Genomic DNA, 24,170 nt, shown 5'->3' with positions numbered 1-24,170 from the left:
TTAAGTGTAAAATCATACTCAGTATGATTTAGTACTCAATGTGTAAACATCATATCAGGTATGATTGTCTGATTAATGATAAATATCACACTCAGTATGATTTTATGCGATGGGTTTGATTATCATATCCTTTGCGTGTTTTCCGCTGCGCAGATCCGAAAATTGGCTGTCTCGGATCTTTCCTCCACACGCCGGCGCACTGCGGCCAGGAAACACAACATATGCCACTCTATCAGCGGAATTATCTTCTATATGTTGTGTTAATTCCTCTTTATCTGACCAGGTTCTCAGGGGCGGAAAAGACCGCTTCGCTTATTCCCTGACCGTGGTACACTTCCGGAAAGTCGTGAATAGGCAAAAAATCGGATCACCCGAAAACAGCCATCCGGTAATTTAACTCAGTAGTTATACGTCTACTTATTATCACCTGAGTTATGATATTCGTAAGGGACTACATCAATGGTTATCATCACCCGTGTTACAGGTGTGAGAAAATTCCTAAGAGCGTCGGGAAAATTCTGAATGCGCCCGGTACTGTCACTCAGGGTGATAATGCCGGCATCAATTAACACAGAAATGTCCGGACAGAGTCAGCACCGTGCGAAAAGGATGGTCGTGGCAAAATATTATGCCGGGGAGTGTGATTACTCTGAGTGATGGTTTCATTCGGTGTCAGGGGAAGCGCGCTCAGTCTTCGACAGAGGCATTACCGGACTTTACAAAATACGCAAAGTACAAACTCCTTACTATCGGACCTCAAAGATTCTGAATCATGAGGGGCTTGTTGATATGTGTGAGTTATTACTGAGAATCATCCAGATGTTTTTGGGACTGTCCACGCAGGACAAGATACTGACGCTGCTGTTTGTTCTGGCTCTCGCTTTTTTGACATGACTGCAGCAAAAACGCTGAGGCCTGCAGGCAAGAAGCCGTTTGACATGAGAACGCTTTCTTTCACGCCAGTACAAACAACATGTCCACCCTGAAGGTCGGGCAGGACGGGATTTCTCAACAATAAATAAACACCGGGAATGGAAAAATTTTGATTCTGATATCCGGATAAGCGGGGGGATATTAATGGATGATTTGCAGCGAGATAACGAAGCAGAAGATGACAACAATAACCTGTTAAATGTGGATATGGGAATGCTCGACCAGCTCAGGGGGATTGCACACCAGTTAGAGACTGAGTATGGCGATATTTCTATGCGGCACTCGCCCTCAGGTTGTGGAGATACCATCACGGTATTACTCAATGATAAAGGACAGGAAGTCGGGGAATGGCAACCATCAGAATGCGACGATGAGGATAATGTTGCTGGAGCTCAGATGTCAGGTGACTGGATTTTTGTAACTCCCCCAAGGAACACCCGGACGCTCGAAGGCTCGGTTCCTGTCAGCGAAATCATTGCTAAGCATGAGGAAGTCATTTTGACGGAAGTTTGTGCCAGCACTCTGGATGAGCTTGTTCCTGCATCTGGAAAAATTCGATTGTGAGTCTGCGTAACTTACTTTGATAAAATGATTACTCCGGGAGTCTGTAATGGAAAAAATGAGTGGGTATTTTCTCGGTCGAAAAATATTCTGCCGGCAGTCGCTGGATATGTTTGGCCTCATACGAGGTGAGGACGGGAAAATGACCTTTCCCCGTCACTCTGATAAACGTTTTCCGATCGGTCGTATCCGCAAACGGCTGGCAGCTTATGGCTGGCGTGGAGAGCGTCTGAATCAGGAAGTAGCTCGTATCGTCGCAGGCCCTGATATTTTCCCTGAGAGAAGTGACTACAGCATTATCTTTCCTTACGGATGGGAACGTAACCAGCTTACCCCTGAGATGCGGAGAATGTTTCCCCGGAAGAGTGGTCGTCGCGTGCTGGTTACGCTGGATGAGTTCCACTCTTTTCATGGCTCCGTGGAGTGCCAGACGTTTTCACCAGAAAGTGATGAAACACCCGAGGTATCATGAATTACCCTTCTATTCCCGGACAGGTTTACGCCCAGGAAAAAATCCTGCTACCCGTGGCCATCGATTATCCGGCCGCTCTGGCCCTGCGTCAGATGGCGATCGTCCAGGACGAACTGCCGAAGTATCTGCTGGCGCCGGAAGTGAGCGCCCTGCTCCATTACGTGCCGGATCTGCACCGCAAAATGCTGCTGGCCACTCTGTGGAATACCGGCGCACGGATCAATGAAGCGCTGGCCTTGACGCGGGCTGATTTTTCGCTGGCTCCGCCCTATTCGTTTGTGCAGCTGGCAACCCTGAAACAGAGAGCGGAAAAGGCGGCCAGAACAGCCGGAAGAATGCCTGCCGGCAATCAGGCGCATCGTCTGGTGCCGCTTTCAGATAAACAGTACGTCAGCCAGCTGGAGATGATGGTGGCCACGCTGAAAATCCCGCTCGAGCGTCGCAATAAACGTACCGGCAGAATGGAGAAGGCACGTATCTGGGAAATTACCGACCGCACAGTGCGTACCTGGCTGAATGAAGCGGTAGATGCCGCGGCAGCCGATGGCGTGACGTTCTCCGTCCCGGTGACGCCACATACTTTCCGGCATTCCTATGCCATGCATATGCTGTACAATGGTATTCCGCTGAAGGTGCTGCAGAGCCTGATGGGACATAAGTCGATAAGCTCGACGGAAGTGTACACGAAGGTGTTTGCACTCGATGTGGCTGCACGCCACAGGGTTCAGTTCCAGATGCCGGAAGCTGATGCGGTGGCCATGTTGAAAAAAAATATCTGACCCAAAACGAACAATAGCTCTGTCTTTTCACGACGACAATACCTATCCGGAAGAAATTCATTCATATTACAGCGAGTGCTTAAATGAAAATGAAAACGACGATATTTCGTTAAAAAATGAGGTCGTTTCCTGTATCGATAACGGGATTGTGAAGCTAGAGCAAGGAAAAACCATCTACGACAATGGCTACGAGAGACATAGTTTTCAGTGTGTTGGTGTAAACAAGGATGGCTCGATGATCAACATCATTAAGACCGGCCCGGGAAAGTATTTCATCATGCGTACAACAATTTGAAAGCTTTGTTGCATTGGAAGTATCAGGCCTTCTTATAAAGAGAAGGTCATTAAAAAACAATACAAAATCATGATTTCATTCTTTCATTCTTTCATTCTTTCATTCTTTCATTCTTTCATTCTTTCATTCTTTCATTCTTTCATTCTTTCATTCTTTCATTCTTTCATTCTTTCATTCTTTCATTCTTTCATTAAGTTAGTGTAGCCAGATATTTTCTTTGATGGGAAGGATGAATCAATAGCCAACTTATCGCTTATGGTTGCGTCCCAGGACCACCATCCTTTCTCACCAAATTCACGGTTGTACCATCTTTCTTTCTCGCGCCGATGAGCAATGTAAGCATCGGCTTTCATCCCCCACACCTCAATCGGGAAAGGCATATGATTTTGAGACTGCACATCGAGCAGACAAAAGTCGGGATGAAACTCCATCTCGGAAGAGTCATATCTTAGTGGTTTAAAAAAGGACCGCTGTAACTCGTATAATTTTTGTTCCATCGTGCCTTCATATTGCGAATCAAGCGGTATAAAGCGCTCACTCGTCATCATCATGGCAAGCTGGCGAACCTGAGCTGACTTAGCGCTGGGCACATCTGTCAGAGCAATGATGAAAATTTTATATCCATTTTTCCAGCCACTGAATTCATGTGGAAATCTCTCAATGGCAGAATTCCATCTGGAGGTATCAAGACCAAGAAAAGGCATACCTGCAAAATCCTTCACAGGCAGACGGTTTACCCCTGAGATGTATTTATCAGAGTATTTTGCCAGTTCGGCCACGACTACCATCCTGCATTTATTCTGCCTGGCGAATTCTACAGCCCCACTGTTCCGAGCACTATCTCTTGAACCGGTCACTGCAGGCGTAAGCAATACCTTTGACAATCGTGTTTTGCCAATTTCAATTTCACATGCTTGAGTCCAAAGATGGAAGCCAAGTAATGTTGATGACCTCACTCCATCCATCTTTGGAAACCATCGGTTATATCCTGAATTTTCCCAGAGCAAGTGCATTAGGCCGCACAGAGACACTGTGCCTCTTTTACGTTTACGGGAAGCATCACCAGTCAGAGGGGTTGCAGGAATATCATCAGATACTGATTTTGTCTGCAAAGCATAATCCAGCTTTACGTTGATAATGCCGTCTGGCTTTTCAGTGATCGCATCATTGTTGTAAGTGCCTTGCGCACCTTCAGGTGAGAGGCGGCTATAGAAACGACACTCATCCTTATGTTTATTGCCAGTGAGAGGGAAGCGTGCCAGATGATGCTTCTCATTTTTTAACTTCACAGCCAGCGGTAGTTCTCTGCCTGTACATAAACAGACAGCATACGAGTTACAGTCGCGTGATTTCTTCAATGCTTGTTGAAATTCAGTCTGTATCGAAGACGAATCTTGTTCATCTGCGCCAAATAATCGGGGTGATGACTTGCTATCAAAATACAGTTTGACCGTGAAATTATTCATACCTGCCCACCTTTCCCTTTAGTCATTAAATCATTAAATCATTAAATCATTATTTAATGACTGGTTATCGTGAACAATTTCACATAGTTATGATGTTCATGTTTTCCTTATATCATTAAATCATGATTTCATATTGTTATTGCATAGTACTCTGTGTCATAGTTTGATTTGCACAAACTCATTTATAATGAAATCATGATTTAATGAAAGGATGATATCATGGGTAAGGTTATATCAGTAATTGGTCAGAAGGGTGGTGGTTCCAAAAGCACCGAATCCAGAACACTGGCTGTAGGATTTACGGAGGCTGGATGGAAGACTCATCTGGCTGATATGGATGTAAAGCAACAGACATCATTCAAATGGACTGAGCGAAGGGAAAAAAGTGGACTAAGTCAAATTGACTGTGCTCTTTACCGTCGGGTTGATACAGCAGTCAAAATGAAGGACAGCTGCCATTTATTAATTATTGATGGCCGTCCAGCTGCAGAGACAACATCGCTCGACGTAGCAGATGAATCAGACCTGGTAATTATCTCGACAGGAACGACAATCGATGATCTTGAGCCTTCACTCGAGCTAGCCCGCGAATTGATAAAAAAAGGGATTGATAAGAGCAAAATCGTATTCGCTGTAGCTAAATCTCCGTCTCCTTCTCAGGGGGAAAAAGCTCAGGAAACGATTAAAGCATGGGGTTACAAAGTACTGAAAACGGTTATACCTTTTAAGACAAGCTATGGCGAAGCCCTTGATGCCGGGCGCGCACTACATGAAACATCATTTAAATCTTTAAACGAACTCGCAAAACAAATGATTGAAGAGGTTCATGATATAATTAATTCATGATAGCATGATTTCATTAATTCATTTTATGTGTGAGGTTCTCTATGAAAGGCCCGAAAAGTACTATCAAAATTGATCCACCAAAAGATGATGAACCAACTCTGGATGTTACAGGACGAAGCGCAGCTCCTGAATCTTCTGTGAAGCCTATCCAGATAAAAGTACCTGTCTCTAAGCACAAAGAAATGAAAGCTTATGCTGCGGAGCAGGGGATATCTATGACTGAAATGATAATGGCTGGGTATGAAATGTATCGCAATAAAATGAAATAATGAAAGCATGATTTCATGAAAAAATGATAATCAACTTCACAGACTAACTCTTAATGCCAGGTTTCCACTGTTATAGATATCCCTGGCAGAAGGGGAACGACAGGAACGATAACTAGCTCTACAAGCAAAATGCAGGCAACTTTATAACGCCACCCCCTTTCCTCGGCGGAAAAGAGATACCACTAATTTTTTCCCAATGATGCACTTTAAGGTTTCACGGGATGTAAAGTGTGACAAATTGCACTCAACTTTAGGGCAACCAGGAGAATTACTCTGTTAGTGTTTAACATTTCTTCTGTGACAAAATGCCCTGAAAGAAGTGTGACAAATTGCTCTTAGCTAAGAGTGACAATCTGCCTTCAAAAAAATATAGGGGTTCAGGCTTGATTTCGTGGGTATCAGAGAGCTGAAAACCATCCCAAGTGTGACAAATAGCCCTGAGTCCACCATTATCTGTGACAATTTGCCCTGAGAAAGTGTGACATTCAACCCTCGAAAGTGTGACTATCTGCCCTCATGATTTAGAGAGAGTTTGCTACTATATCACTGAAAGAAAAGACAATATGAGTTGTCTGTCGTCCTTTCTTTTTCTCTATATAACTCAGCCGCATCGGCGTTCTGCTATTGATTTCATCAACACTTGCCTGAAGGAAACGGCGTCGAAAATCAGGCATTCGTTGATAACTTTGCGGCAGCTGGTAACGTTCCATTATCCAGTCTACTTTGAGCGACACACAGCCTGAACCATCGGGTTTTCTGTACTGGCAGAGAGATTCATACAGCCGCATAGCATAGGGATTAGTTATCTCCTTTGTTTCGCTAAGCCTGAATTGGGTAAATCTGTTCTGCAAACCAATAAAAAATGGAATCAGATAGGGGTTTATATGAACACTGTACAGTCCTCGGGAAGGGCTGTGTGCACGTTTAATGAACCAGGGGAAAGACTCTAACCCTTTTTCACCGTTAGCATCCTCTTCAGGTCGGTAAAATACGACCTCTTTACCAGCAAAGCCTTTGAGCGCCTGACGTATATCCTTACTGGCTTCGGCAGAGGTTAATCCAAATGTTGCTGCATAATGAGCTACCTGTATTTCACAGATACCATCATGCTCCTGAAGCGAGCCATCTGATTTACGGATCTGATCGACGAACAAATACAGCATACGCTTCTGATCACGAGAGAGACTATAAGCTGCTTCGGTAAGCTCATTAGACTGAACTATACGAGGGCTATTTTTGCGCTTTTTATGGTTTATTACCGCAACTTCCGTCATGACCGTTCCATTTAAAATGTGACAGATTTTAAGATTGTCACATTTCATCAAAAAGAGTCAACAGTCAGGGATAAGTTTGTGATTCAAATGGATCGCAGAGGGCAATTTGTCACAGGGTTCAGGGCAGATAGTCACAGTTCAATAGGGTAAATGAGGGTGATTTGTCACAATGAAAGGGCAAATTGTCACAAAGGATCCTCTGGAACCCGCAGTACATAAGGGCTCAAAGGAGGTCTAAAAAGGTAAACCTAAAAACTATTTTAAAAAGATCTTATAAAAATATGACGGTGGATAAGTGGATAAGAGCTCAAAGAAGAGGGCTAACATTTGATTTTGGGCGTAAGCTGAACATGCAGGTACCTTTCCCTGGTGCTTCCTCGCTCACTCGCGGGCGATGCCCGGTCGCTCGGCTGCGGCGAGCACTGTCTCCTTTCTAAAAACGGCTTTATCCAATCCTCGCAACGGGTATTTCTTTCCAACGAGTAGTGTACGCGGGGGAAAGCATGTCACGCTTCATTTGCCACTCAGGTGCAATCCCACGCCCAGCAAACCATATTTTTCCGAGTCCTGAATGGTTAATACCATCCAGGGTTTTCATCAGTTTCTTGCTCTGTTCCCGCGGCTGCACTTCATCAAATAAATTGAGCTGAGAAACCCCGGTTGGAGTGAAATCGTTGAGCATACAGCCCGCCTTTGCATAGCGGTGACCATCCACCCAGATCCTGTCCAGTGCTTTCACTGCTGCGGCTATGATGTCCCGTGTATCCTGCGTGGGGATGAGCAATTTTTCACTGGCCAGATTACCGTAGTAGGGCTCATTTACGGCAAACGGCGATGTTTTCAAGAACACGGCAATATGCCTGCAGAATTGACGCGCGCCGCGCAGCTTTTCGGCGGCACGTTCAGCGTGCTGACAGACAGCCTGCCGCATCGCCTCATAAGTCGTGACACGTTCACCAAAACTCCGGCTGCAGACTATCTGCTGTTTGGGGGGCGGTGCTTCCTCCAGTGAAATACAGCTTTCTCCATTGAGTTCCCGGACCGTTCTCTCCAGAACCACATTAAAATTTTTCCTGATGAACGTTGGATTCGCGCGGGCCAGCTGCAGTGCTGTGGTGATCCCCATTGTGTTCAGCTTCTTTGAGATCCTGCGACCCACCCCCCAGATTTCCTCCACCGGCTGCAGTGACAGCAGTTTTTCTGTACGGCGGGGATTACCCGGCGTTAACGCCAGTACGCCGCCAAATTGTGGCCACTCTTTGGAAGCCCATTGTGCTGACTTCGCCAGGGTTTTCGTAGGTCCCATTCCGACGCCGATGGTCAGCCCCGTGCCGGAACGAACGTGCTCACGCAGCTGCCGGCCGAAATCCTCGAAATCGATGCAGCTGTCAATACCGCGAATATCCAAGAACATCTCGTCAATGGAGTACTGCTCAACGCGTGGCGCCAGCGCTTCCAGATGAACCATGACCCTGTTCGACATGGAGGCGTAGAGGGCGTAATTACTGGAGAACGCGATGACCGGCTCCGGAAATTTTACCGACTTCAGCTGAAACCACGGCACTCCCATTTTTATGCCCAGCCGTTTCGCTTCAGCGCTGCGCGCGATTACACAACCATCGTTGTTACTCAGAACCACCACAGGCCTGTCACGCAAATCGGGACGAAATACTTTCTCGCAGCTCGCGTAAAAACTGTTAACGTCAGCCAAAGCAAACATCAGTCTGTGCTCCGGGTTTTGTGTATAAAAGCCGTCACCACCCCGAAAATCTGCAGTTCTTCCGGATAAAGCGTGGGGTAGGCTGGATTCATCGGCAGCAGGGCGATACGGGGCTTCAGCTGCAGGCGCTTAACGGTGAACTCGCCATCTGTTTCCGCGATGACAATATCCCCCTGCATGGGTTTCTCAGCTTTGTCGACAACCATTAAATCGCCGGAATGCAGACCCATATCCCGCATCGAATCCCCGATAGCCCTGACGAAGAAAGTTGCAGCCGGACGCCGGATACAATAGGCATTCAGGTCAAGTTCCTCCTCCGTGTAATCGGCGGCTGGCGACGGAAAACCCGCCGGGCAACGTTCGGTGAACAGCGGAGCAGTGGACTGCACCGGCTCCTGTTCGGGAGCAAGAAAAAGTAACACGGCATACCTCTTAAAATACCTGTTTTTATATACAGTATAATTTCTTCTTTTTTCTTTTTCGCAAGTGTTCTGTATGCCGACGGCTTCATCATGTTGTATTCGCGATGAATATTTCTTTGCTCAGCGTCAGATCCGACATCTCTTTACTTGCATAAATTGTTCTCTAATTTATCTCAACCAGTGTTCTTTTCTTATTGATAGGGGCTGTTGTTTATGTATAATTCACCAATAGTTCTCTAATACATCTCTTTTTGTTCTCTAAGGCGTTTTCAACTACCCAGGTGACATTCAATGAAAATTTATATCGATGACGGATCAACTAATATCAAACTTCAGTGGAAGGATGATGAGGTCAGGCAGTCAATCAGCCCTAACAGCTTTAAGCGTGAATGGGCTGTTGCATTTGGTGGACAACAAGCGTTCAACTATATGTTGAATGGTGAGCAATACTCTTTTGATCCTATCAGCCCTGATGCTGTGGTTACCACGAACGTCGCCTGGCAATACAGCGATGTGAATGTTGTTGCCGTTCACCATGCGTTGCTTAACAGCGGGATCGAACCTTGTGAAGTCGATGTGGTAGTGAGCCTGCCTTTATCTGAGTATTACGATAAAAATAACCAGCCTAATAAGGCAAACATTGAACGTAAAAAAGCGAATCTGCTGCGACCGGTCGAACTTAATGGTGGCAAGACTTTCACCATTAAGCATGTCGAGGTTATGCCCGAGTCCATCCCAGCAGGTTTTGAGGTGGTAAAAAATCTTAACGAACTGGATTCACTCCTGATTGTTGATCTGGGGGGAACCACGCTTGATATTTCTCAGGTTATGGGGAAAATGCGAGGGATTTCGCGTATTTATGGTGATTCAACCCTCGGTGTATCCTTGATCACCGGTGCGGTAAAAGAGGCGCTGTCCGTGGCAAGAACCAAAGGGAGTAGCTATCTGGCTGACGATATTATCATTCATCGTAACGATGCTTCTTATCTCTCATCACGTATCAATGACACGTCACGAATTGAACTGGTTCGTGAAGCGATTGAGAACGCTCACCACCGACTTGTTAACAGGGTTATTGAAGCCATCAACCGCTTTGAGGGATACTCCCATGTAATGGTTATCGGCGGAGGTGCTGAATTGATCGCCGATCATGTGAAGAAACACTGTGGGGTCAGGGAAGAACGCTTTTATAAAACTCGTTCATCCCAATTTGATCTCGTTAACGGCATGTACCTTATTGGATAAAAACAATGGATACGCGACGCAAAATCACGTTTTACCTGAATCCTGAAACCAACGAAGCGGACCGTTTTGTCTGCCAGAAAACAGATGAAACACCCCAGGGGGAAAGGGGACGTTTATGGCGCGCCGCGCTGCTTACAGGGTTTGCTTTTGGAAAGCAGGATGAGCGTCTTCCGTTCCTGTTCAGCGAGTTACTGAACAGGAATACATCGTTTGACGATCTGATGCAGCTGCTTAAAGCGGTTTACCCTCGTGAAGTCGAAGCGCTTTTACAGGGCAGGATAAAGGAAAATGTACCAGCTGAACGGACTGAGACTAATTTATCCTCTCAAACCCCCAATGCTGAAGATGAAACCCGCAGCAATGCAAAAGGGTTATTCTAAAATGCCGGTGGTTGATGCCAGAGAACATGGAAAGCTTATCCGCCAGTTCCTGAAGAACGTCCGGGAGATACAGGAGCTCGGGCTTATTGAGGATATTGAACATCAGACGCTGTCTGAAATTCAATCCAGTCTAATAAAGATGTCTTCGCCCGGAGCTGGCTATAAGCACACCTGTCCACGACATGGTAGCCCCTGGGAAGAGGCTGAAATTCAGCACCTTATTGAACAGGCTGGTTCATCAAGTTTCGATGTCGGGAGTTTCGCCAGTGAATACCAGCGGCGACCTGAATCCGTCATTAAATACATGAAAAAGCTGGGACTGACAAAATAGTCAGTATTTCCCACCCTCTGTTTTTGCGCAAAAAAAATACAACTCCCTCATGTGGGCATTGCACCTGTAATACAGCGTGCTGTGTCCAGCTTATCCACAGACTTTTCCTCCCTTAACTGTGGACAGGGCTCGTGTCATAACAACTCTCTTTCGCTCCCTCACTGATGTTCTTCTTGCCGGAATCAGCCTGCCACCCGCTGCCAGTGTGCCGCGCCCGGACGGACACGGGACGGGCTTCTTTATCGCTCAGGCCCGGCGTCGTTGTGATTGTACGCCATGCCCTCGCCAGTTTAAGGCGCGCCCTTCAAGCCGCTTTCGCGGCATATCCTGGCCGTCGAAACAACTGACGGCTGCGGTATTCCACGGTCGGCGTTGACCCGTTACCGGACGCGACGAACAGGCAGCGTGCGGCAGGGAACGGTATCGCGGTGATGCCTCCTGCCCACCCTGACTGTGTAAGGAGCTTCCCATGCCGAACTGGTGTGCCAACCGACTGATGTTCAGTGGTATTCAAAACAGTGATGCCCTCAAAACGTGGATTGCCGGAGGTGAGTTGTCTCTGCATCGCCGCGCCAGAAAAGAAGGTATTCAGCTTTTCCTTGCAGGCTGCGCGGGGATACTGCGCCCCCTGACAGAGCAACATTACGCGCCATATCCGCAACTGGTTTCTTACGGTGCGGCTGCAGACAACCGGCCTTCAGTCCAGGCATACAGCGACTGGCTGGCGATGTTTATGGCCGGAGCTGTGCTGGATGTGGAAACCTGCCAGAAGCTGCATCAGTGCTGGCTGGACAGCCATATCGGGCATGCCCGCTGGGCTACCCTCAGTGAACCGGAACAGGTAGTCATCCTGCAGCTGTACAAGCAAAAATCTTTTGACTGGGGAAACAGTTTCCGGCCTGCGCCGGTGGAGGAATGGTGGAACAGCCTGTGCGATGCTGGTGATGATTTGTTTGCCGCAGAGCCAGTGGATTTGCGTGATGTCCTGCCGACGCGTCTGAATATCGAGGTGAACGGCTTTAACGGTGGTTTGCTGACGGGTGTCCCGTCGTCATATGACCACTATCTGACCCGGTACGGTTGCAAGTGGCCAGTTGGCTATGAGGCAAATATCTGTTTCGCCGGAGAGAACACGCTGACGGTGGATTTTGACACCCCCTGGAGTCCGGTTGGCGAGGACGTTGTGGCTGAACTCAGTCAGCGGTATGGCGGGGAGGTGGAGCACTGGTTTGCAGAGCAGGGCTGCAATTACTGCGGTTATGCCCGGTACGTCAGTGGCGAAACGGACTTGTACATCACTGACGAGCTGGAGTGGGGCGAAGCTGACCCGGACGATGAGGACAGTTTCCCGGACGTAACCGGCCCGGAGTGGATTATCAACAACGTGGCGCACTTTGGCGGCTGACCGGAGGCGGGCGGGAAACCGCCCGGAATAACATGGAATTAAATCTGAATACCTGGCTTGCTGGCCTGAGTGTCGACGTCGGTGGCACTGAAATGATGGTGTATTACCTGGTTTCCGCGAGTGACCTGGCGCAGGCCGAAGCGGGCGTTCTGGAAATGGGACGCACCTGGTGGCCATCGCTGCAACGCGAGGATGACCGGCATCGGTGGGAATATGCCGCAGGCGTGGTCTGGTTTAACAGCATCGTTCTGCTCGATGACGTGGAGAACAGCATCCTGCGTGGCCTGAAGTTCCTCGATGCGTGGACAGTGACCGGCGCGCCGGATGCGCCGGTACTGCGCGACGAGTGGGGGAATGACTGGCGGGATATCACCCGCTGACGGAATACCGGGCAGGGTGACTGCCCGGTACTTCAGGGAGGAATAATGATGTCGCGCTGCTCCTCATCCATGCCGCGCCTGGCGCGGGGATATCCACTGCCCGGAGCCAGTGTGCCGCGCCCGGGCCGACACGGGACGGGCGGTTTTTCCGCTCCTGTCCGGCGTCGCTGTAATTTTACGCCATCCACTCGCACTTTAAGGAGCGCCCTTCAAGCCGCTTTCGCGGCATATCCTTGCCGTCGAAAAAACTGACGGCTGCGGTATTCCACGGTCAGCTTGACCCGTTACCGGTCGCGGCGTACAGGCTCCGGGCAGCAGGGAACGGACGTCGTACCGACGTCCTCCTGGATGCCCCCTGTAACCACGAGGTGTCCCTATGTCCCGTTTTATCCTGGGTAACTGCGTCGATATTATGTCCGGCTTTCCGGATCGAGCCGTTGATTTCATCCTCACCGATCCCCCGTATCTGGTCGGGTTCCGTGACCGTTCCGGGCGCAGTATTGCCGGTGACAAAACTGATGAATGGCTGCAACCCGCCTGCAATGAGATGTACCGCGTCCTGAAAAAAGACGCACTGACGGTCAGTTTCTACGGCTGGAACCGCGTCGATCGTTTCATGGCCGCGTGGAAAAGTGCCAGATTCAGTGTCGTCGGGCATCTGGTTTTCACCAAAACCTACTCGTCGAAATCGGCCTATGTCGGCTATCGCCATGAATGCGCCTATATCCTGGCGAAAGGCCGTCCGGCGCTGCCGCAGGACCCGTTACCGGATGTGCTGGGCTGGAAATACAGCGGCAACCGCCACCACCCGACCGAAAAACCTGTTACCAGCCTGCAACCGTTGATCGAGAGCTTCACACACCCGAACGCCATTGTTCTCGATCCGTTTGCCGGTTCCGGCTCCACCTGTGTGGCCGCCGTCCAGGCTGGGCGCCGTTATATCGGCATTGAGCTGATGGAGCAGTACCACAAAGCCGGGATTACCCGCCTGTCAGCCGTGCAGCGCGCCATGCAGCGCCCGGCCGCCAACGACGTCTTTTATCCGGAGGCCGCGTGATGAACTACGACGGACATGAGGCCCTGCGCCACGATATTGCCGGGCTGGCAAACAATTTATGTGACCTGAAAACCACCATGAAAGTGCTGGAAGAAAAGTATCACTACCGGCATGACGGGCTACCGGAGCGGCTCGCCGGGGTAAGTTTACGCCGTGCCAGTGAACTGCTGGATAAGGCATTCAATCAGATCCTCATGCTGGACGAGAGTTTTCAGGACTGACGACGGGCGGCGTTGCCGCCCCACAGAATTAACGGAGAAAAAACATGTACGGAACCTGTGAAACCCTCTGCCGGTTGCTGAGTGAGCAGTATCCCGCAGAAACCCCGCTGACCCTGATTATCTGGTCGCCAGCGGATATCGAAGGGCTGGCTGACGGCATTGAATGTGCCGTTTCTGAACAGGACATAAAGGCGGTGCTGGCGCGTATAGATGCCATACCGGAAGACCAGCGCCTTGATTCTGGAGTGCCTTCTTGTGCGGTGATGGACCTGATTGATCAGGTGAAAGAAGCCGTTCCGGCGGTGATGGTGCCGGCTGACCTGCTTGAAACCCTGCTGATGACCGCCGAACAGGCGTTATGGCACAGGGAATGGACCGCCCGGGATGACAACCATCCGGTGCCGGACAGCGTTGCCCGCCGCCTGGCTGATACGGCGAAAGTGCGCGCCTTACTGAAAAACTGAATCCCCACGCCGCCCCGGCGGCGTGGACTGATCCCGTTCAGAGGAACCCATTATGCAGGAAACCACCACCTTAAACGCCCTTGTGATGCGCCGTGCGCGCGATTTGATTGCTGATTATGGATGGCCCGACCATACCGATGTTGAACAGTGTGCTCCGCACAAACCGGGATGGATAAGCATTTATGTCCGTCTGGATGCAGTTGATATCGTTCACCTGCTGCCTTTGCTCTGTGTCGGTGACGTACCCGCCGCGTTGCAACGTGCCATGACAAAAATAACCGGAACACAGGCACAGATTATTTTGTCCGGCAGCCGTTATGCCGACGACCCGCAGCTTCCGGAGGACGGGACACGGATAACTTTTCCCTGGGCCGGGGAATGGCTGACAGAGCCGGAGATTCAGGCGGTAACGGACTGCCTGTCCCGCGCTGTGCGGGATATCTCCCGGCAGGTTCGGGAAGATGCACGCCGGATACAGGCAGCGCTGACCACGCGCGGGGAAACGCTGTTTTACCGGCAGACCCGAAATTTCCGTCTGGTGGTGAAGGAAAACGATTTGCCCTGCTGGCTGGACGACGATGACGACAGGCTACCGGTGGTGCTCGATGCTATCCTGAACAAAGGGGCGCGTTACAGTGCCGTGGAGTTCTTTGTTATCAGTGACAAAGTGGATCAAATCCTGGCATGTGGCCAGATGTGTGATGTGCTGCGTATTCCCGGGGAGCCTCCGCGCCGGTGGATGGATTTAACCCTGTTACATGAGGTCATGGCAGAAGCGCGCGCAGAAATCAGTCTTGTCTGCAATGCCCTGTCAGCAATCCGGCCAGTGTAGCGAACAGCAGGGGGCGGAGGCCCCCTGAATCAACCCTGAAGGATGTCGCCGGCTCCGCTTTTATGGCGGCCCCGTCCCTGCGTGACGTGGCCTGGTGGTTTTCCACTCTGTCAGTCCGGTGTCGTGTGCGGGCTGTGCCGTGCATCCATCGTAGTCGGGCTGTCGGGGATACAAGGGTAAAGTGCACGCGGCGGTCACCCGGTCCTTCCTTCACGTCAGCCGTTATCTTCCGGTCGTTCGACCGCTCAGGTTTCACGGTCTCACCCTTCAGCTCCCGTCTGCCGTGCGCGTCAGGCTGCGGCTTCCCTTGCGCCCTTGTATCCCCGACCGATCGCCCGACTGGTCTGGATGCACGGCACCGCCCGGTGTTGCGGAATATGTGATTACGGAGGTTTACCATGCAGTTAGCTACACGTCAGCACACCCTTAACGTCGAAGAATCCGACCGCCTTTCTTTCCTGCCGTACATGTTCGGCACCGATTTTATGCTGGCTGAATTACAGGTGTATGCCCTGGCAAAACAGTGGATGCCCGAATACAACGGGGGTTTCTGGCATTTCATCCGTCTGCAGGACGGCGGCGGGTACATGATGCCCGACTGCGGTCGGATTCACATGATCAACGGTGAAAACTGGTTTGATCGTACCGTCAGCGCCGACGACGCCGGAATTATTCTGACCTCGCTTGCCATTAACCGCCGTTGCTGGACGCATCACGACTGCGGCAACGCCGCACTCACTCACCTGTATATGCTGCGTGATACCCAGCTCTGGAATCACATCGCTTTTCACCCTGAATGCAACGCCATTTACGCCGCGCTTGACTGATTAACCGACGGGGCGGCGATGCCGCCCCTTTTTTAAAAGGATAAAACTATGTACGCACCCGTGAAAGAAATCATGACCGATCTCCTGAAATATAACCTGTCATCCGATGAAGCATTGCTGGTTCTCTGTATTACCCGTGAGGACATCCGCATGTTGACCAGTGAATGGCCTTTGTCCGAGGACGATATTACGTGCGTCATGCAGCGACTGGATGCGACGTATGATCAGGGGGCCGATGTGAGCATGGTCCGTGGCATCACTGAAGAACTGATGGACGAGCGCCGCGCAATACGTGATGTCAGCGTTCCGGCCAGAGCATTGCAAAAAATAATGTTACTGGCAGGCAGTGAACTAAATCGGTTGTACGCCGTGGCAGAAGAAGGGGGTGGTAATGCAGATGCATTTGTGGCTGAAGAACTGGACGCCATGCGCCAGTTACAGACCGCGATCGACGCATAAGAAGGAGTGAGCCGTGAATATTAAACCGGAAACCCGCGAAATTCTTCGCCAGTACAAAGCACTGATTAATGCCCGCCGCCGTGATGCCGACCAGCGCGAACTGACAACCGCGCAGGTCGTGGATGAAATCTGCGAGTACATGACCTGTCAGTGTGCCGTGTACATCGGCGGTCACTTTATCTTACAGGGAGGAAAGGGCAGGTAAGCATGATGGCAGGCGGTTATGCCGCCTGTCAGCCCGCGCGAAAAACCCTGCAGGCTGGCGCCTGCGGGAGGATGGATTCGCGCCGCGCTTCGCGCCGCTCCCCGTCCTTTTCCCCCCCTGACTCAGATGGCGTACACTTACCGCCGGTTTCCCTTTCTGTCGGAGTATATGATGTCCGGATTTAATCTCGCCGCAACATCGAAAGAAGAGCAGGATAAGGTGGCCATTGACCTGGTCGCTTCAGGCGTGGCGTATAAAGAAAGGCTGGCTATGCCGGTGGTCGCTGAACTGGTGGTCAGAGATCTGCCTGAACATCTCAGAGCGTATTTTTGGGGGCGGTTGCACTATTACCGTCAGTTCAGTGAGCAGCTGCCTGACAAAAATGCCCCGGAATATGCCAGAAAAGAGGATGAGGTTAAAAAGTAGCGTCAGTCCTGAAGCATTCTGCCTGTCGCTGGCCGGATTTTTCTCATGCCGGGTGATAGTTTTTTCTGGCCAGTGTGTGAGGTTTTTTTCCTGCCGGTGATAATACACTGCCTGTTCCTGTTCCTGTTCCTGTTCCTGTTCCTGTTCCTGTTCCTGTTCCTTCTGCTGCTTCCCTGTGTTTTTGAAATCTAAAATGTCAGGGTGCTGGCCCCCTTCGGCTCCTGACCAGCTGGCGCTGTCCAGTCGTCGAGCCCCACTCCGCCAGGGCAGCTGCTGCGCACCTGCCAGTCTCCGCCGAACCCCTGCGGGTTTCGGGCCATACGGCTAGGGTCTGATGGCGAAAGTCAAAGGCAGGCTTGCTGCGACCGTTCCGGTCACGCCGCCCCTGGCGCGCCGTTTCCTGCGCTTTTCGCACCCCGGCGGTAAGGCTGCCGGGCTGTAAGGCGCAACGCCGTTTCGCGTGCCGCGCCCCGACGTTGCGGCGGGCCCCTGCTCTCATCCACTTCTGGTGCCTTTTCACCGTTTAAGCCCCTCTCGCCCGGGCTGAGACAAGCACAAACGCTGTCAGCCGTCCAGGGTAAATGGCACGCGGTAAACCGCGCCCAGGACAGCTGCCATCGCCCGTGCTCGTTTACGCCCCTGCGGCGAAGGTTCTCAAACGGGTGAAGTTAAATACCAGGGGAACAGCGCAGCAGGTTCCCGCAAACGTCAACACCGCGGCTCCCGAAACTCAACGGGTGATGTTCTTTAAAAACCAGGAGGAAGAAAAATGCAGGCTCAGGCGATGCGTGTTTATCAGATTGCGTTCAGTGGACGCGATGCACAGGGCGTTATACCGATGTTTACCCGTATCCGCGCCGTGACCGGAAAGCGGGCTGTCAGGGCATTTATCGAACGTTATCAACCCGTCTGCGGCTGGTTTTTAGGCGACCCCGAAGATATTACGGACAAAGTACAGAAGGAGGCAGAAGGGACGGGCAGCAACCCGCAGACATGAAAAAAGCAGGGTAAACCCTGCTTTATCCACGTCGTAAAAGTCGCGCTAACGGCTTTTACGGCTTCATTAACTACCATAAGGAGTTAACTTTATATGACCGTTTCTATTGTTTCACCTTCCGCCGGAGCTGTAAAGCCCCACAAACATAAGCGCATCAGGCGCGCCGAGCTATCCGCATCAGAGATTAAACCCGAATTAAAAGCGTTCGGGCGACATATTGCCAGGCGTATCTGCAAGAGGCGCGGGGTGCATATTCCCGCGATGACTAATGATGCGTTCGGCCAGGTGCTTCGCACCCTGAAACTGAAACGCGGACTGTAACTAATCAGGTGAGCCGCCCCCGCGAGGGGCGGCAACCACAGGAAGGAGAAACCCACATGACACAGACCACCGCCCTGGCACTGACTGCCAGCATCACCCCGCCGCCCGCGTCTGAAGACACCCCCGCGCAGTCGTACCGGGCGACATACTCCCCGGATGACAACAAGCTGCGCCTGTATGCCGCAGAGCGCCTTGATGATGAAACCTATCAGAAAATCCATGCCGTGGGTTTTCGCTGGGCACCGAAACAGGCGCTGTTTGTCGCGCCAGCCTGGACGCCAGCCCGTGAGGACGTGCTTCTGTCTCTTGCCGGAGATATTGAAGACGATGACAACACCCTGTTTGACCGTCAGGAACAACGCGCTGACCGTTTCAGCGGCTACAGCGAAAAACGCGCCGGGGAGTCAGAGCAGACGCTCGCGCAGGTGGACGCGCTGGCGTCGGTTATCCCGTTCGGACAGCCGATCCTGGTTGGCCATCACAGCGAACGCCGTGCGCGACGGGATGCGCAGCGTATTGAAAACGGCATGAAACGCGCCGTGATGCTCTTTGAACGTGCGGAATACTGGGAGGATCGGGCACATGCATCCCTGCGTCTGGCGAAATACAAAGAACGCCCGGATGTGCGTTACCGCCGTATCAGAAAGATTGAGGCGGACAAGCGCAAGGCGGAGCGGAACATTGCACAGGCGCAGAAATATCTGACGATGTGGCGGGCGCAGACGCTTGATCTGAAAATGGCGCGGCTTGTCAGCAATTACGATCATATGTACACCTGTTTCACGCTGGAGAAATACCCGCGCCCGCCGGAGAAAAGCCAGTACGAAGGCCGGATGTCCCTGCATTCGGCGCTTGAGAATGAGATTATTACTTTTGAACAGGCCCGCGATATTGCCGCCCCTTATCATGAGCGCACGATCCGCCATCAGCAGCGCTGGCTGAATCACTACCAGAACCGCCTGGCCTATGAACGCGCCATGCTGGACGAAAGCGGCGGCGTGGTCACCCGTACCCAGGATTTTGAGCCGGGCGGGCAGGTCCAGAGTCGGGGCGAATGGCTGACCATCATCCGCATCAATAAAAGTAACGGCGCGGTCAGTTCGGTTGTCACCCCGTATTACAGCTTTATGCGCTGCAACGGGACCATGACACTGACCCCCGACCGCATCACGGACTACAAAGCCCCGTCTGCGGAAGAAGCCCGCGCCGCAAAACAGGCCGCGAAACGCCCGCCGATCGTCAACTATCCGGGGGAGGGTTTCCGCGAAATAACCAAAGCCGAATGGTCGAAAACCCCGGCTGATTATAAATCGGTCCGGGGTGTCGCTGAAAATGATGAGCATGGCGCGTACCGCTTCCGCCGCATCATGACCAGCGGTTACACGCTCGATAACGTGTACATCACCGACATGAAAACCGTGGCAATCCCGCAAAAATAACCGACAGACTCCCCGGCATTACGCCGGGGAGGTAAGGGCCATTTATATGCATAGTGAACTCAGGGATCGCATTCAGGCGATGCAGGCCAGACTTGACGGGCGCACACCCGTGGCCGAAATCCGGGCCAGCTCGCAGCTTTTCGTCACTCCCGATCCGGTCTGTCGTCAGATGGCTGACCTGGCAGAGCTTAACGATTCTGACCGGATACTGGAGCCGGAGGCCGGAACGGGGGCCATTTTACGGGCCATCCGGGAGGTGGCCCCGCTGGCACGGTGTGACGCCGTGGAGCTTAACGCCGCGTTAGCCGCGCATCTGCGGGCAGTGTTTCCGGGCGTTAACGTCCGGTGCGGGGATTTTCTGGATTACCAGCCGGGAAGCACCTACAGCAAAATCCTGATGAATCCGCCGTTTCAGCATGCCCAGGATATCCGTCACATACAGTACGCCTTAACGCTGCTCGAATCCGGCGGAATACTGACGGCGGTTTGTCTGAACGGGCCACGCCAGCAGAAGATCCTGAAACCCCTGTCTGATGTCTGGGAGCCGCTGCCGCGTGGCACATTCACGTATACCGGTGTTTCAACCGTCCTGCTCAGAATTCAGACCTGACGGGCACAGTGAGCCGGGCGGGGGAGGATGCCCCCGTCTGGCCGCGCCGGAAAAGGCCGCGCGCCTGCGGCGCTGAAAGGCATTGCGCTGACGCGCAACGCCCTTCATTTCGCGTCATAGCCGTTCTGATGAATGGCTTTGCAACGGGCTGTATTTCTGTCTTCTTCTGCCCCTTGCTCCTGTAGCTATTACCTCTCCCGATGGGAATCAGCAACTGAGCCTATTTTTTCAAAAACTAAATACCCAGGGCGCTGGCCCCCTTCGGCTCCTGACCAGCTGGCGCTGTCCAGTCGTCGAGTCCCACTCCGCCAGGGCAGCTGCTGCGCACCTGCCAGTCTCCGCCGAACCCCTGCGGGTTTCGGGCCATGCGGCTAGGGTCTGATGGCGAAGGTCAAACCCTGCGGCTTGCTGCGCCCGTGCCGGCCGCGCCGCCTCCACCGCGCCGGCGATGCCGTCGCTCTGATGCCGCCACGCCGTTCCGACGTGTCGGGTGTGTGCATCCTGTTCATCCGGTGAGGCCATCGCCCTGTGTGTCCTCACGCGGAGGGCTGCTTGTAGCACCGTCATCCGCCTGCCCGCAAGGGTACGCTTCGCCGTTCCTCGCCCGTTCGCACTTCGCCTGTCGGCTCGCTTGCGCTGCGGCCTGCGGTGACGCCCCTGCGTTCATTCGTCAGCCGTTGCTCCTTTGCCCTTTGCCGCGAGAGAACTCACCAGGGAGATGGAAAACCATCACCACAGGAGAAAACCAGGATGCACACACGAAACGTCAACGTCAAAACCGCCGCTCAAGAATCTTCCAGGAAGATGGGGGAAGGGCAAAATCTGGCAGCAGTTGCTCGTGAACGCGTGGCAGGTTCAATAAACCTCAAAAAGGGAGTCACGGTCACCATCGCTGAAGTGGATCGCTATGGCGATGTTCAGGTGGAAATCCGTACAAACGGTTTACTCAACTGGCGGGCGTGGTCATTTGAGCCTGATTTTATTGCGGATCTGGACCGAAACCTGCGCTACGTCGAACAGAAGTGAATGATGGCTGACTGGCCATTTTTAACAAACAAAAGGGGAACATCATGCTGAAAATGAAAAATGCTCTGACCACCAACCATGTGGGCAAAAGCCCTGACATTGTGAAGTTGCTGCGTATTCAGGCCACAGAGAGTCATGTGGTTGAGTTCGATAACGTGGACACGCGTTTCAATGATTGTTCTAACTGGCAAATCATGGTTGACGGGGAACGCATCCTGTTCAGTACCCGTATGCATGAGCGTTTTTCTGACATGAAAGCGGCTGTTCTGGCAACGGTCGCAGTCTGCGGAAACCGCGCAACACCATCAGACAGTGCAATGCTGGATAGCGCACAGGCAATGATGAAAATGCTCGACGTTTATCCGTCTTTTGCCGCGCTGGCTGAACATCCGAAACGTCTAACCAACTGAAAGAATGTCGTGACCGGAGGGCAATCCGGTCACGACTGACCATCACTTAAACTAGAGAGGTAAAAATTATGGTCGCCACTAATACTACGGCAAGCAAAACGAATAAATCCAGACGTAATAAGAAATCTGAACCCACAACCGCTCCTGCTACAGATCAGACTCTGAGCCAGCTTTTAGCTGTGCTCCCCGTACAGCAAATCGCTTATACGCGTTTGTCTGCATCAGATCTGAATGTGCGTCTGATTAAGCATACTGACAAGGAAGTGGAAGAACTGGCTGACAGTATTGCTGCCGTGGGGATCCTACAGAATCTGGTCGGCGTCGAACAGCCGGATGGAACGATCGGGATTGTGGCAGGTGAAGGTCGCCGCAGAGCATTGGGTGTTCTTGTTGTGCGGGGAAGTGTGGATGCTGAATTTCCGTTTGTTCCGGTAAAAGTCGTTCCGCTGGACCTCGCGGTGGCTGCCTCCATGACGGAGAATGGCAAACACAAAATTATGCACCCTGCCGAGCAGATTGTCGGCTTCCGTAATCTTGAGCGAGAAGGGCGAACCCCCTCACAAATTGGCGCTCTGCTGGGATATGCACCTCGCCATGTTCAGCGCTGTCTGAAACTGGCGAACCTTGCGCCATCCCTGCTGGATGCACTGGCGCGGGATGAGATTACCCTTGAGCATTGTGAAGCTCTGACCCTGGCTGATTCTCACGAGCGTCAGGAGCAGGTCTGGAAAGAAGCTGTCGAACAACATCGCACTCCGAGTGTACATACTCTCCGTAAAATGGCCACAGATGACAAAATGGCCATAAGCCATCCGATGTTTGTCTTTGTCGGTGAAGAAGCCTACCTCGCAGCAGGAGGTCATCTGACCGCAGATCTGTTTAGCGATAAAGACAGTACTTTTGCTGATGCCGCGCTGGTGAAATCTTTGCTCACCGGAAAACTGACGGTGACGGCTGCGCGTATCCGGCAGGAACAGGGCTGGGGTTGGGCTGAGTTTCGTATGACGGAACTCAGCGGTCATGGCGAAGATAAAGAGCTGTATCGCTTTGCCATGCCAGCGGCTGTGCTGACTGATGATGAACAACGCCGTATCGATGAACTTGAAAATGCCATCGAGGATTGCTCGTCCTATGATGATCAGTACGAATTTCAGCAACAGATTGATGATATCCGCATCGAGGCCAAATACCGCGAGGCCACGCCGGAATTTCGGGCGAAGCATGGTGTATGGGTGTCATGGGATAACGGCAATTTTCAGGTTCAGCCAGGTATCCGCAAACTGACTGACGAAGATCGCGCACAGGAAGAACAGGAACGAGAGGCGCGACAGACGCAGGATAACAATGTAATCACCTACACCACGCCGGAAACACCTGCCGATGCATATCCGGCAACGCTGGTTAAAGCTATGTCCGCTGAACGTACTCTCGCGGTACAGGCTGAACTGGCGGGACGTCCTGACGTGTCTGTGGCGCTGCTGACATGGACACTGTGTCTCGGTCTGTTTGAACGCAGTTATGGTCAGCGTAGTGAACCCCTCAAAGCCTCAGTCACCAGTAATCAGTATCTGCTCGCCTCTCTGGCTCCGTCCGGTGATGAGGGCAAAGCTTTATTGTCACTTAAGGTTCAGCGTGAAGCATTTCAGGCGACGTTGCCGGAAAACTGGCATCTGGATTTCACCTGGTTGCTGTCATGGTCTGCGGAACAGGTGTGCGCCCTGCTGGGATTCTGCGCAGCACATGGGATCAACGGTATTCAGGAACGCCTGTATAACCGTACCGAGCGGAGTGAACTGGATGGGCTGGAAGCTGCTCTGGACTTTGACCTGCGCAAATGGTGGCAGCCGGATGCGACCAGCTACTTCGGAAAACTAAAAATTTCTCAGATCGGCAAGGCTTATGAAGAAGCAGGGATGGCGGAAAGAGCGCGGGAAGTTGTGAAGCTCAAACGCCGTGATGCTGCTGCCGCTGCCGCAGATGAACTGAGTGTAAAAGGCTGGTTACCAGACTGGATGGTTCGTACTCAACCTGTTGAACAGGATGAAACTGAGTTAACAGAAACTGACCATACAGACCACGCAGCTTAAGACGGAGGCCG

At 51.9% G+C, this 24,170-nt stretch carries 29 protein-coding genes and 1 pseudogene; 25 read left to right on the top strand and 5 right to left on the bottom strand.

The features are described 5' to 3' along the window. Positions 1 to 1,077: 1,077 nt before the first annotated feature. From OGV85_RS06610 to OGV85_RS06600, 3 genes are read left to right on the top strand one after another with little or no spacing between them, the layout of a single operon-like run. On the top strand, positions 1,078 to 1,497 hold the full coding sequence (locus OGV85_RS06610) for a hypothetical protein (protein WP_057064180.1): 420 nt from the start codon (positions 1,078 to 1,080) through the stop codon (positions 1,495 to 1,497). A 46-nt stretch (positions 1,498 to 1,543) separates the two neighbouring features. Then, positions 1,544 to 1,966, top strand: a complete 423-nt coding sequence (locus OGV85_RS06605; protein WP_057064181.1) for a hypothetical protein — start codon at positions 1,544 to 1,546, stop codon at positions 1,964 to 1,966. Next, entirely contained in the window at positions 1,963 to 2,745 is a 783-nt protein-coding gene (locus tag OGV85_RS06600) for a site-specific integrase (protein ID WP_057064182.1), read from the top strand. Before OGV85_RS06605 ends, OGV85_RS06600 begins: the two co-directional genes overlap by 4 nt. Before the next feature lie 474 nt (positions 2,746 to 3,219). Here OGV85_RS06600 and OGV85_RS06595 read toward each other — a convergent pair whose 3' ends face one another. Then, positions 3,220 to 4,506 (bottom strand): DUF1173 family protein, encoded by a 1,287-nt coding sequence (locus OGV85_RS06595; RefSeq protein ID WP_057064183.1) that lies wholly within the window; start codon positions 4,504 to 4,506, stop codon positions 3,220 to 3,222. 219 nt (positions 4,507 to 4,725) lie between these two features. Here OGV85_RS06595 and OGV85_RS06590 point away from each other — a divergent pair, with 219 nt between their 5' ends. Both OGV85_RS06590 and OGV85_RS06585 read left to right on the top strand, forming a co-directional pair. Beyond that, positions 4,726 to 5,352, top strand: a complete 627-nt coding sequence (locus OGV85_RS06590) for a ParA family protein (protein WP_008322831.1) — start codon at positions 4,726 to 4,728, stop codon at positions 5,350 to 5,352. A gap of 41 nt (positions 5,353 to 5,393) precedes the next feature. Continuing rightward, positions 5,394 to 5,621 (top strand): hypothetical protein, encoded by a 228-nt coding sequence (locus OGV85_RS06585; protein ID WP_008322833.1) that lies wholly within the window; start codon positions 5,394 to 5,396, stop codon positions 5,619 to 5,621. 521 nt (positions 5,622 to 6,142) lie between these two features. Here the strand turns inward: OGV85_RS06585 and repE are convergent. The 3 genes from repE to umuD all read right to left on the bottom strand — a co-directional run bounded on the left by repE (position 6,143) and on the right by umuD (position 9,037). Then, positions 6,143 to 6,895, bottom strand: coding sequence for a replication initiation protein RepE (gene repE / locus OGV85_RS06580; protein ID WP_057064184.1), 753 nt, complete (start codon positions 6,893 to 6,895; stop codon positions 6,143 to 6,145). Positions 6,896 to 7,340: 445 nt separating this feature from the next. Next, positions 7,341 to 8,615: a Y-family DNA polymerase gene (locus OGV85_RS06575; protein WP_057064185.1), complete on the bottom strand. Its 1,275-nt coding sequence runs from the start codon at positions 8,613 to 8,615 to the stop codon at positions 7,341 to 7,343. Then, a complete protein-coding gene (umuD, locus tag OGV85_RS06570; RefSeq protein ID WP_057064186.1) occupies positions 8,615 to 9,037 on the bottom strand; it encodes a translesion error-prone DNA polymerase V autoproteolytic subunit in 423 nt (140 codons plus the stop codon). The genes OGV85_RS06575 and umuD overlap by 1 nt, the downstream gene beginning before the upstream one ends. Before the next feature lie 291 nt (positions 9,038 to 9,328). Here umuD and OGV85_RS06565 point away from each other — a divergent pair, with 291 nt between their 5' ends. The 17 genes and pseudogenes from OGV85_RS06565 to OGV85_RS06480 all read left to right on the top strand — a co-directional run bounded on the left by OGV85_RS06565 (position 9,329) and on the right by OGV85_RS06480 (position 20,636). Continuing rightward, entirely contained in the window at positions 9,329 to 10,282 is a 954-nt protein-coding gene (locus OGV85_RS06565) for a plasmid segregation protein ParM (RefSeq protein ID WP_057064187.1), read from the top strand. Between the two features lie 5 nt (positions 10,283 to 10,287). Next, positions 10,288 to 10,662, top strand: coding sequence for a plasmid partitioning/stability family protein (locus OGV85_RS06560; protein ID WP_057064188.1), 375 nt, complete (start codon positions 10,288 to 10,290; stop codon positions 10,660 to 10,662). Position 10,663: 1 nt separating this feature from the next. After that, positions 10,664 to 10,993 (top strand): hypothetical protein, encoded by a 330-nt coding sequence (locus OGV85_RS06555; RefSeq protein WP_057064189.1) that lies wholly within the window; start codon positions 10,664 to 10,666, stop codon positions 10,991 to 10,993. A 469-nt stretch (positions 10,994 to 11,462) separates the two neighbouring features. Beyond that, positions 11,463 to 12,398: a DUF1281 domain-containing protein gene (locus OGV85_RS06550; protein WP_057064190.1), complete on the top strand. Its 936-nt coding sequence runs from the start codon at positions 11,463 to 11,465 to the stop codon at positions 12,396 to 12,398. Between the two features lie 32 nt (positions 12,399 to 12,430). After that, positions 12,431 to 12,778, top strand: coding sequence for a hypothetical protein (locus tag OGV85_RS06545; protein ID WP_057064191.1), 348 nt, complete (start codon positions 12,431 to 12,433; stop codon positions 12,776 to 12,778). Between the two features lie 376 nt (positions 12,779 to 13,154). Continuing rightward, a complete protein-coding gene (locus OGV85_RS06540; RefSeq protein WP_057064192.1) occupies positions 13,155 to 13,835 on the top strand; it encodes a DNA methylase in 681 nt (226 codons plus the stop codon). Then, a complete protein-coding gene (locus tag OGV85_RS06535) occupies positions 13,835 to 14,056 on the top strand; it encodes a YubE family protein (protein WP_057064193.1) in 222 nt (73 codons plus the stop codon). Before OGV85_RS06540 ends, OGV85_RS06535 begins: the two co-directional genes overlap by 1 nt. Positions 14,057 to 14,100: 44 nt before the next feature. Then, entirely contained in the window at positions 14,101 to 14,520 is a 420-nt protein-coding gene (locus tag OGV85_RS06530; protein WP_057064194.1) for a DUF1380 family protein, read from the top strand. 52 nt (positions 14,521 to 14,572) lie between these two features. Continuing rightward, a complete protein-coding gene (locus OGV85_RS06525) occupies positions 14,573 to 15,352 on the top strand; it encodes a YubG family protein (protein WP_057064195.1) in 780 nt (259 codons plus the stop codon). Between the two features lie 398 nt (positions 15,353 to 15,750). After that, on the top strand, positions 15,751 to 16,179 hold the full coding sequence (locus OGV85_RS06520) for an antirestriction protein (protein WP_286553306.1): 429 nt from the start codon (positions 15,751 to 15,753) through the stop codon (positions 16,177 to 16,179). 48 nt (positions 16,180 to 16,227) lie between these two features. Beyond that, positions 16,228 to 16,638 carry a hypothetical protein gene (locus tag OGV85_RS06515; RefSeq protein WP_057064197.1) on the top strand — a complete coding sequence of 137 codons (411 nt, stop codon included), beginning with the start codon at positions 16,228 to 16,230 and terminating at the stop codon, positions 16,636 to 16,638. Between the two features lie 13 nt (positions 16,639 to 16,651). Continuing rightward, positions 16,652 to 16,843, top strand: coding sequence for a hypothetical protein (locus OGV85_RS06510; protein WP_057064198.1), 192 nt, complete (start codon positions 16,652 to 16,654; stop codon positions 16,841 to 16,843). Positions 16,844 to 17,014: 171 nt separating this feature from the next. Next, positions 17,015 to 17,369: pseudogene (locus tag OGV85_RS06505) on the top strand (DNA polymerase III subunit theta). A 669-nt stretch (positions 17,370 to 18,038) separates the two neighbouring features. Next, a complete protein-coding gene (locus OGV85_RS06495) occupies positions 18,039 to 18,266 on the top strand; it encodes a hypothetical protein (protein ID WP_057064199.1) in 228 nt (75 codons plus the stop codon). Between the two features lie 93 nt (positions 18,267 to 18,359). Beyond that, complete coding sequence (locus tag OGV85_RS06490) at positions 18,360 to 18,587, top strand: CCDC81 family HU domain 1-containing protein (RefSeq protein WP_057064200.1); 228 nt, start codon at positions 18,360 to 18,362, stop codon at positions 18,585 to 18,587. A gap of 56 nt (positions 18,588 to 18,643) precedes the next feature. Continuing rightward, positions 18,644 to 20,026, top strand: coding sequence for a DUF3560 domain-containing protein (locus OGV85_RS06485; protein ID WP_057064201.1), 1,383 nt, complete (start codon positions 18,644 to 18,646; stop codon positions 20,024 to 20,026). A 46-nt stretch (positions 20,027 to 20,072) separates the two neighbouring features. Further along, entirely contained in the window at positions 20,073 to 20,636 is a 564-nt protein-coding gene (locus OGV85_RS06480; RefSeq protein WP_057064202.1) for a class I SAM-dependent methyltransferase, read from the top strand. 235 nt (positions 20,637 to 20,871) lie between these two features. Here OGV85_RS06480 and OGV85_RS06475 read toward each other — a convergent pair whose 3' ends face one another. Further along, positions 20,872 to 21,003: a hypothetical protein gene (locus OGV85_RS06475; RefSeq protein WP_256445344.1), complete on the bottom strand. Its 132-nt coding sequence runs from the start codon at positions 21,001 to 21,003 to the stop codon at positions 20,872 to 20,874. 383 nt (positions 21,004 to 21,386) lie between these two features. Between OGV85_RS06475 and OGV85_RS06470 the strand changes: the two genes are divergently transcribed. The 3 genes from OGV85_RS06470 to OGV85_RS06460 all read left to right on the top strand — a co-directional run bounded on the left by OGV85_RS06470 (position 21,387) and on the right by OGV85_RS06460 (position 24,159). Next, positions 21,387 to 21,662 carry a hypothetical protein gene (locus tag OGV85_RS06470; RefSeq protein ID WP_057064204.1) on the top strand — a complete coding sequence of 92 codons (276 nt, stop codon included), beginning with the start codon at positions 21,387 to 21,389 and terminating at the stop codon, positions 21,660 to 21,662. 44 nt (positions 21,663 to 21,706) lie between these two features. Then, entirely contained in the window at positions 21,707 to 22,072 is a 366-nt protein-coding gene (locus tag OGV85_RS06465; RefSeq protein ID WP_057064205.1) for a hypothetical protein, read from the top strand. A 68-nt stretch (positions 22,073 to 22,140) separates the two neighbouring features. Beyond that, positions 22,141 to 24,159: a ParB/RepB/Spo0J family partition protein gene (locus OGV85_RS06460; protein ID WP_057064206.1), complete on the top strand. Its 2,019-nt coding sequence runs from the start codon at positions 22,141 to 22,143 to the stop codon at positions 24,157 to 24,159. The last annotated feature ends 11 nt before the right edge of the window (positions 24,160 to 24,170 follow it).

Origin of the sequence: Citrobacter sp. Cf132 (genome assembly GCF_030333885.1) — a bacterium.
GTDB lineage: Bacteria > Pseudomonadota > Gammaproteobacteria > Enterobacterales > Enterobacteriaceae > Citrobacter > Citrobacter freundii.
This window is presented reverse-complemented; position numbering and strand designations above follow the sequence as displayed.

Coding starts and splice junctions, on each gene's coding strand:
- OGV85_RS06610 (WP_057064180.1), top strand. CDS start 1,078: ATGGATGATTTGCAGCGAGATAACGAAGCAGAAGATGACAACAATAAC.
- OGV85_RS06605 (WP_057064181.1), top strand. CDS start 1,544: ATGGAAAAAATGAGTGGGTATTTTCTCGGTCGAAAAATATTCTGCCGG.
- OGV85_RS06600 (WP_057064182.1), top strand. CDS start 1,963: ATGAATTACCCTTCTATTCCCGGACAGGTTTACGCCCAGGAAAAAATC.
- OGV85_RS06595 (WP_057064183.1), bottom strand. CDS start 4,506: ATGAATAATTTCACGGTCAAACTGTATTTTGATAGCAAGTCATCACCC.
- OGV85_RS06590 (WP_008322831.1), top strand. CDS start 4,726: ATGGGTAAGGTTATATCAGTAATTGGTCAGAAGGGTGGTGGTTCCAAA.
- OGV85_RS06585 (WP_008322833.1), top strand. CDS start 5,394: ATGAAAGGCCCGAAAAGTACTATCAAAATTGATCCACCAAAAGATGAT.
- repE (WP_057064184.1), bottom strand. CDS start 6,895: ATGACGGAAGTTGCGGTAATAAACCATAAAAAGCGCAAAAATAGCCCT.
- OGV85_RS06575 (WP_057064185.1), bottom strand. CDS start 8,615: ATGTTTGCTTTGGCTGACGTTAACAGTTTTTACGCGAGCTGCGAGAAA.
- OGV85_RS06565 (WP_057064187.1), top strand. CDS start 9,329: ATGAAAATTTATATCGATGACGGATCAACTAATATCAAACTTCAGTGG.
- OGV85_RS06560 (WP_057064188.1), top strand. CDS start 10,288: ATGGATACGCGACGCAAAATCACGTTTTACCTGAATCCTGAAACCAAC.
- OGV85_RS06555 (WP_057064189.1), top strand. CDS start 10,664: ATGCCGGTGGTTGATGCCAGAGAACATGGAAAGCTTATCCGCCAGTTC.
- OGV85_RS06550 (WP_057064190.1), top strand. CDS start 11,463: ATGCCGAACTGGTGTGCCAACCGACTGATGTTCAGTGGTATTCAAAAC.
- OGV85_RS06545 (WP_057064191.1), top strand. CDS start 12,431: ATGGAATTAAATCTGAATACCTGGCTTGCTGGCCTGAGTGTCGACGTC.
- OGV85_RS06540 (WP_057064192.1), top strand. CDS start 13,155: ATGTCCCGTTTTATCCTGGGTAACTGCGTCGATATTATGTCCGGCTTT.
- OGV85_RS06535 (WP_057064193.1), top strand. CDS start 13,835: ATGAACTACGACGGACATGAGGCCCTGCGCCACGATATTGCCGGGCTG.
- OGV85_RS06530 (WP_057064194.1), top strand. CDS start 14,101: ATGTACGGAACCTGTGAAACCCTCTGCCGGTTGCTGAGTGAGCAGTAT.
- OGV85_RS06525 (WP_057064195.1), top strand. CDS start 14,573: ATGCAGGAAACCACCACCTTAAACGCCCTTGTGATGCGCCGTGCGCGC.
- OGV85_RS06520 (WP_286553306.1), top strand. CDS start 15,751: ATGCAGTTAGCTACACGTCAGCACACCCTTAACGTCGAAGAATCCGAC.
- OGV85_RS06515 (WP_057064197.1), top strand. CDS start 16,228: ATGTACGCACCCGTGAAAGAAATCATGACCGATCTCCTGAAATATAAC.
- OGV85_RS06495 (WP_057064199.1), top strand. CDS start 18,039: ATGCAGGCTCAGGCGATGCGTGTTTATCAGATTGCGTTCAGTGGACGC.
- OGV85_RS06490 (WP_057064200.1), top strand. CDS start 18,360: ATGACCGTTTCTATTGTTTCACCTTCCGCCGGAGCTGTAAAGCCCCAC.
- OGV85_RS06485 (WP_057064201.1), top strand. CDS start 18,644: ATGACACAGACCACCGCCCTGGCACTGACTGCCAGCATCACCCCGCCG.
- OGV85_RS06480 (WP_057064202.1), top strand. CDS start 20,073: ATGCATAGTGAACTCAGGGATCGCATTCAGGCGATGCAGGCCAGACTT.
- OGV85_RS06475 (WP_256445344.1), bottom strand. CDS start 21,003: ATGGCCCGAAACCCGCAGGGGTTCGGCGGAGACTGGCAGGTGCGCAGC.
- OGV85_RS06470 (WP_057064204.1), top strand. CDS start 21,387: ATGCACACACGAAACGTCAACGTCAAAACCGCCGCTCAAGAATCTTCC.
- OGV85_RS06465 (WP_057064205.1), top strand. CDS start 21,707: ATGCTGAAAATGAAAAATGCTCTGACCACCAACCATGTGGGCAAAAGC.
- OGV85_RS06460 (WP_057064206.1), top strand. CDS start 22,141: ATGGTCGCCACTAATACTACGGCAAGCAAAACGAATAAATCCAGACGT.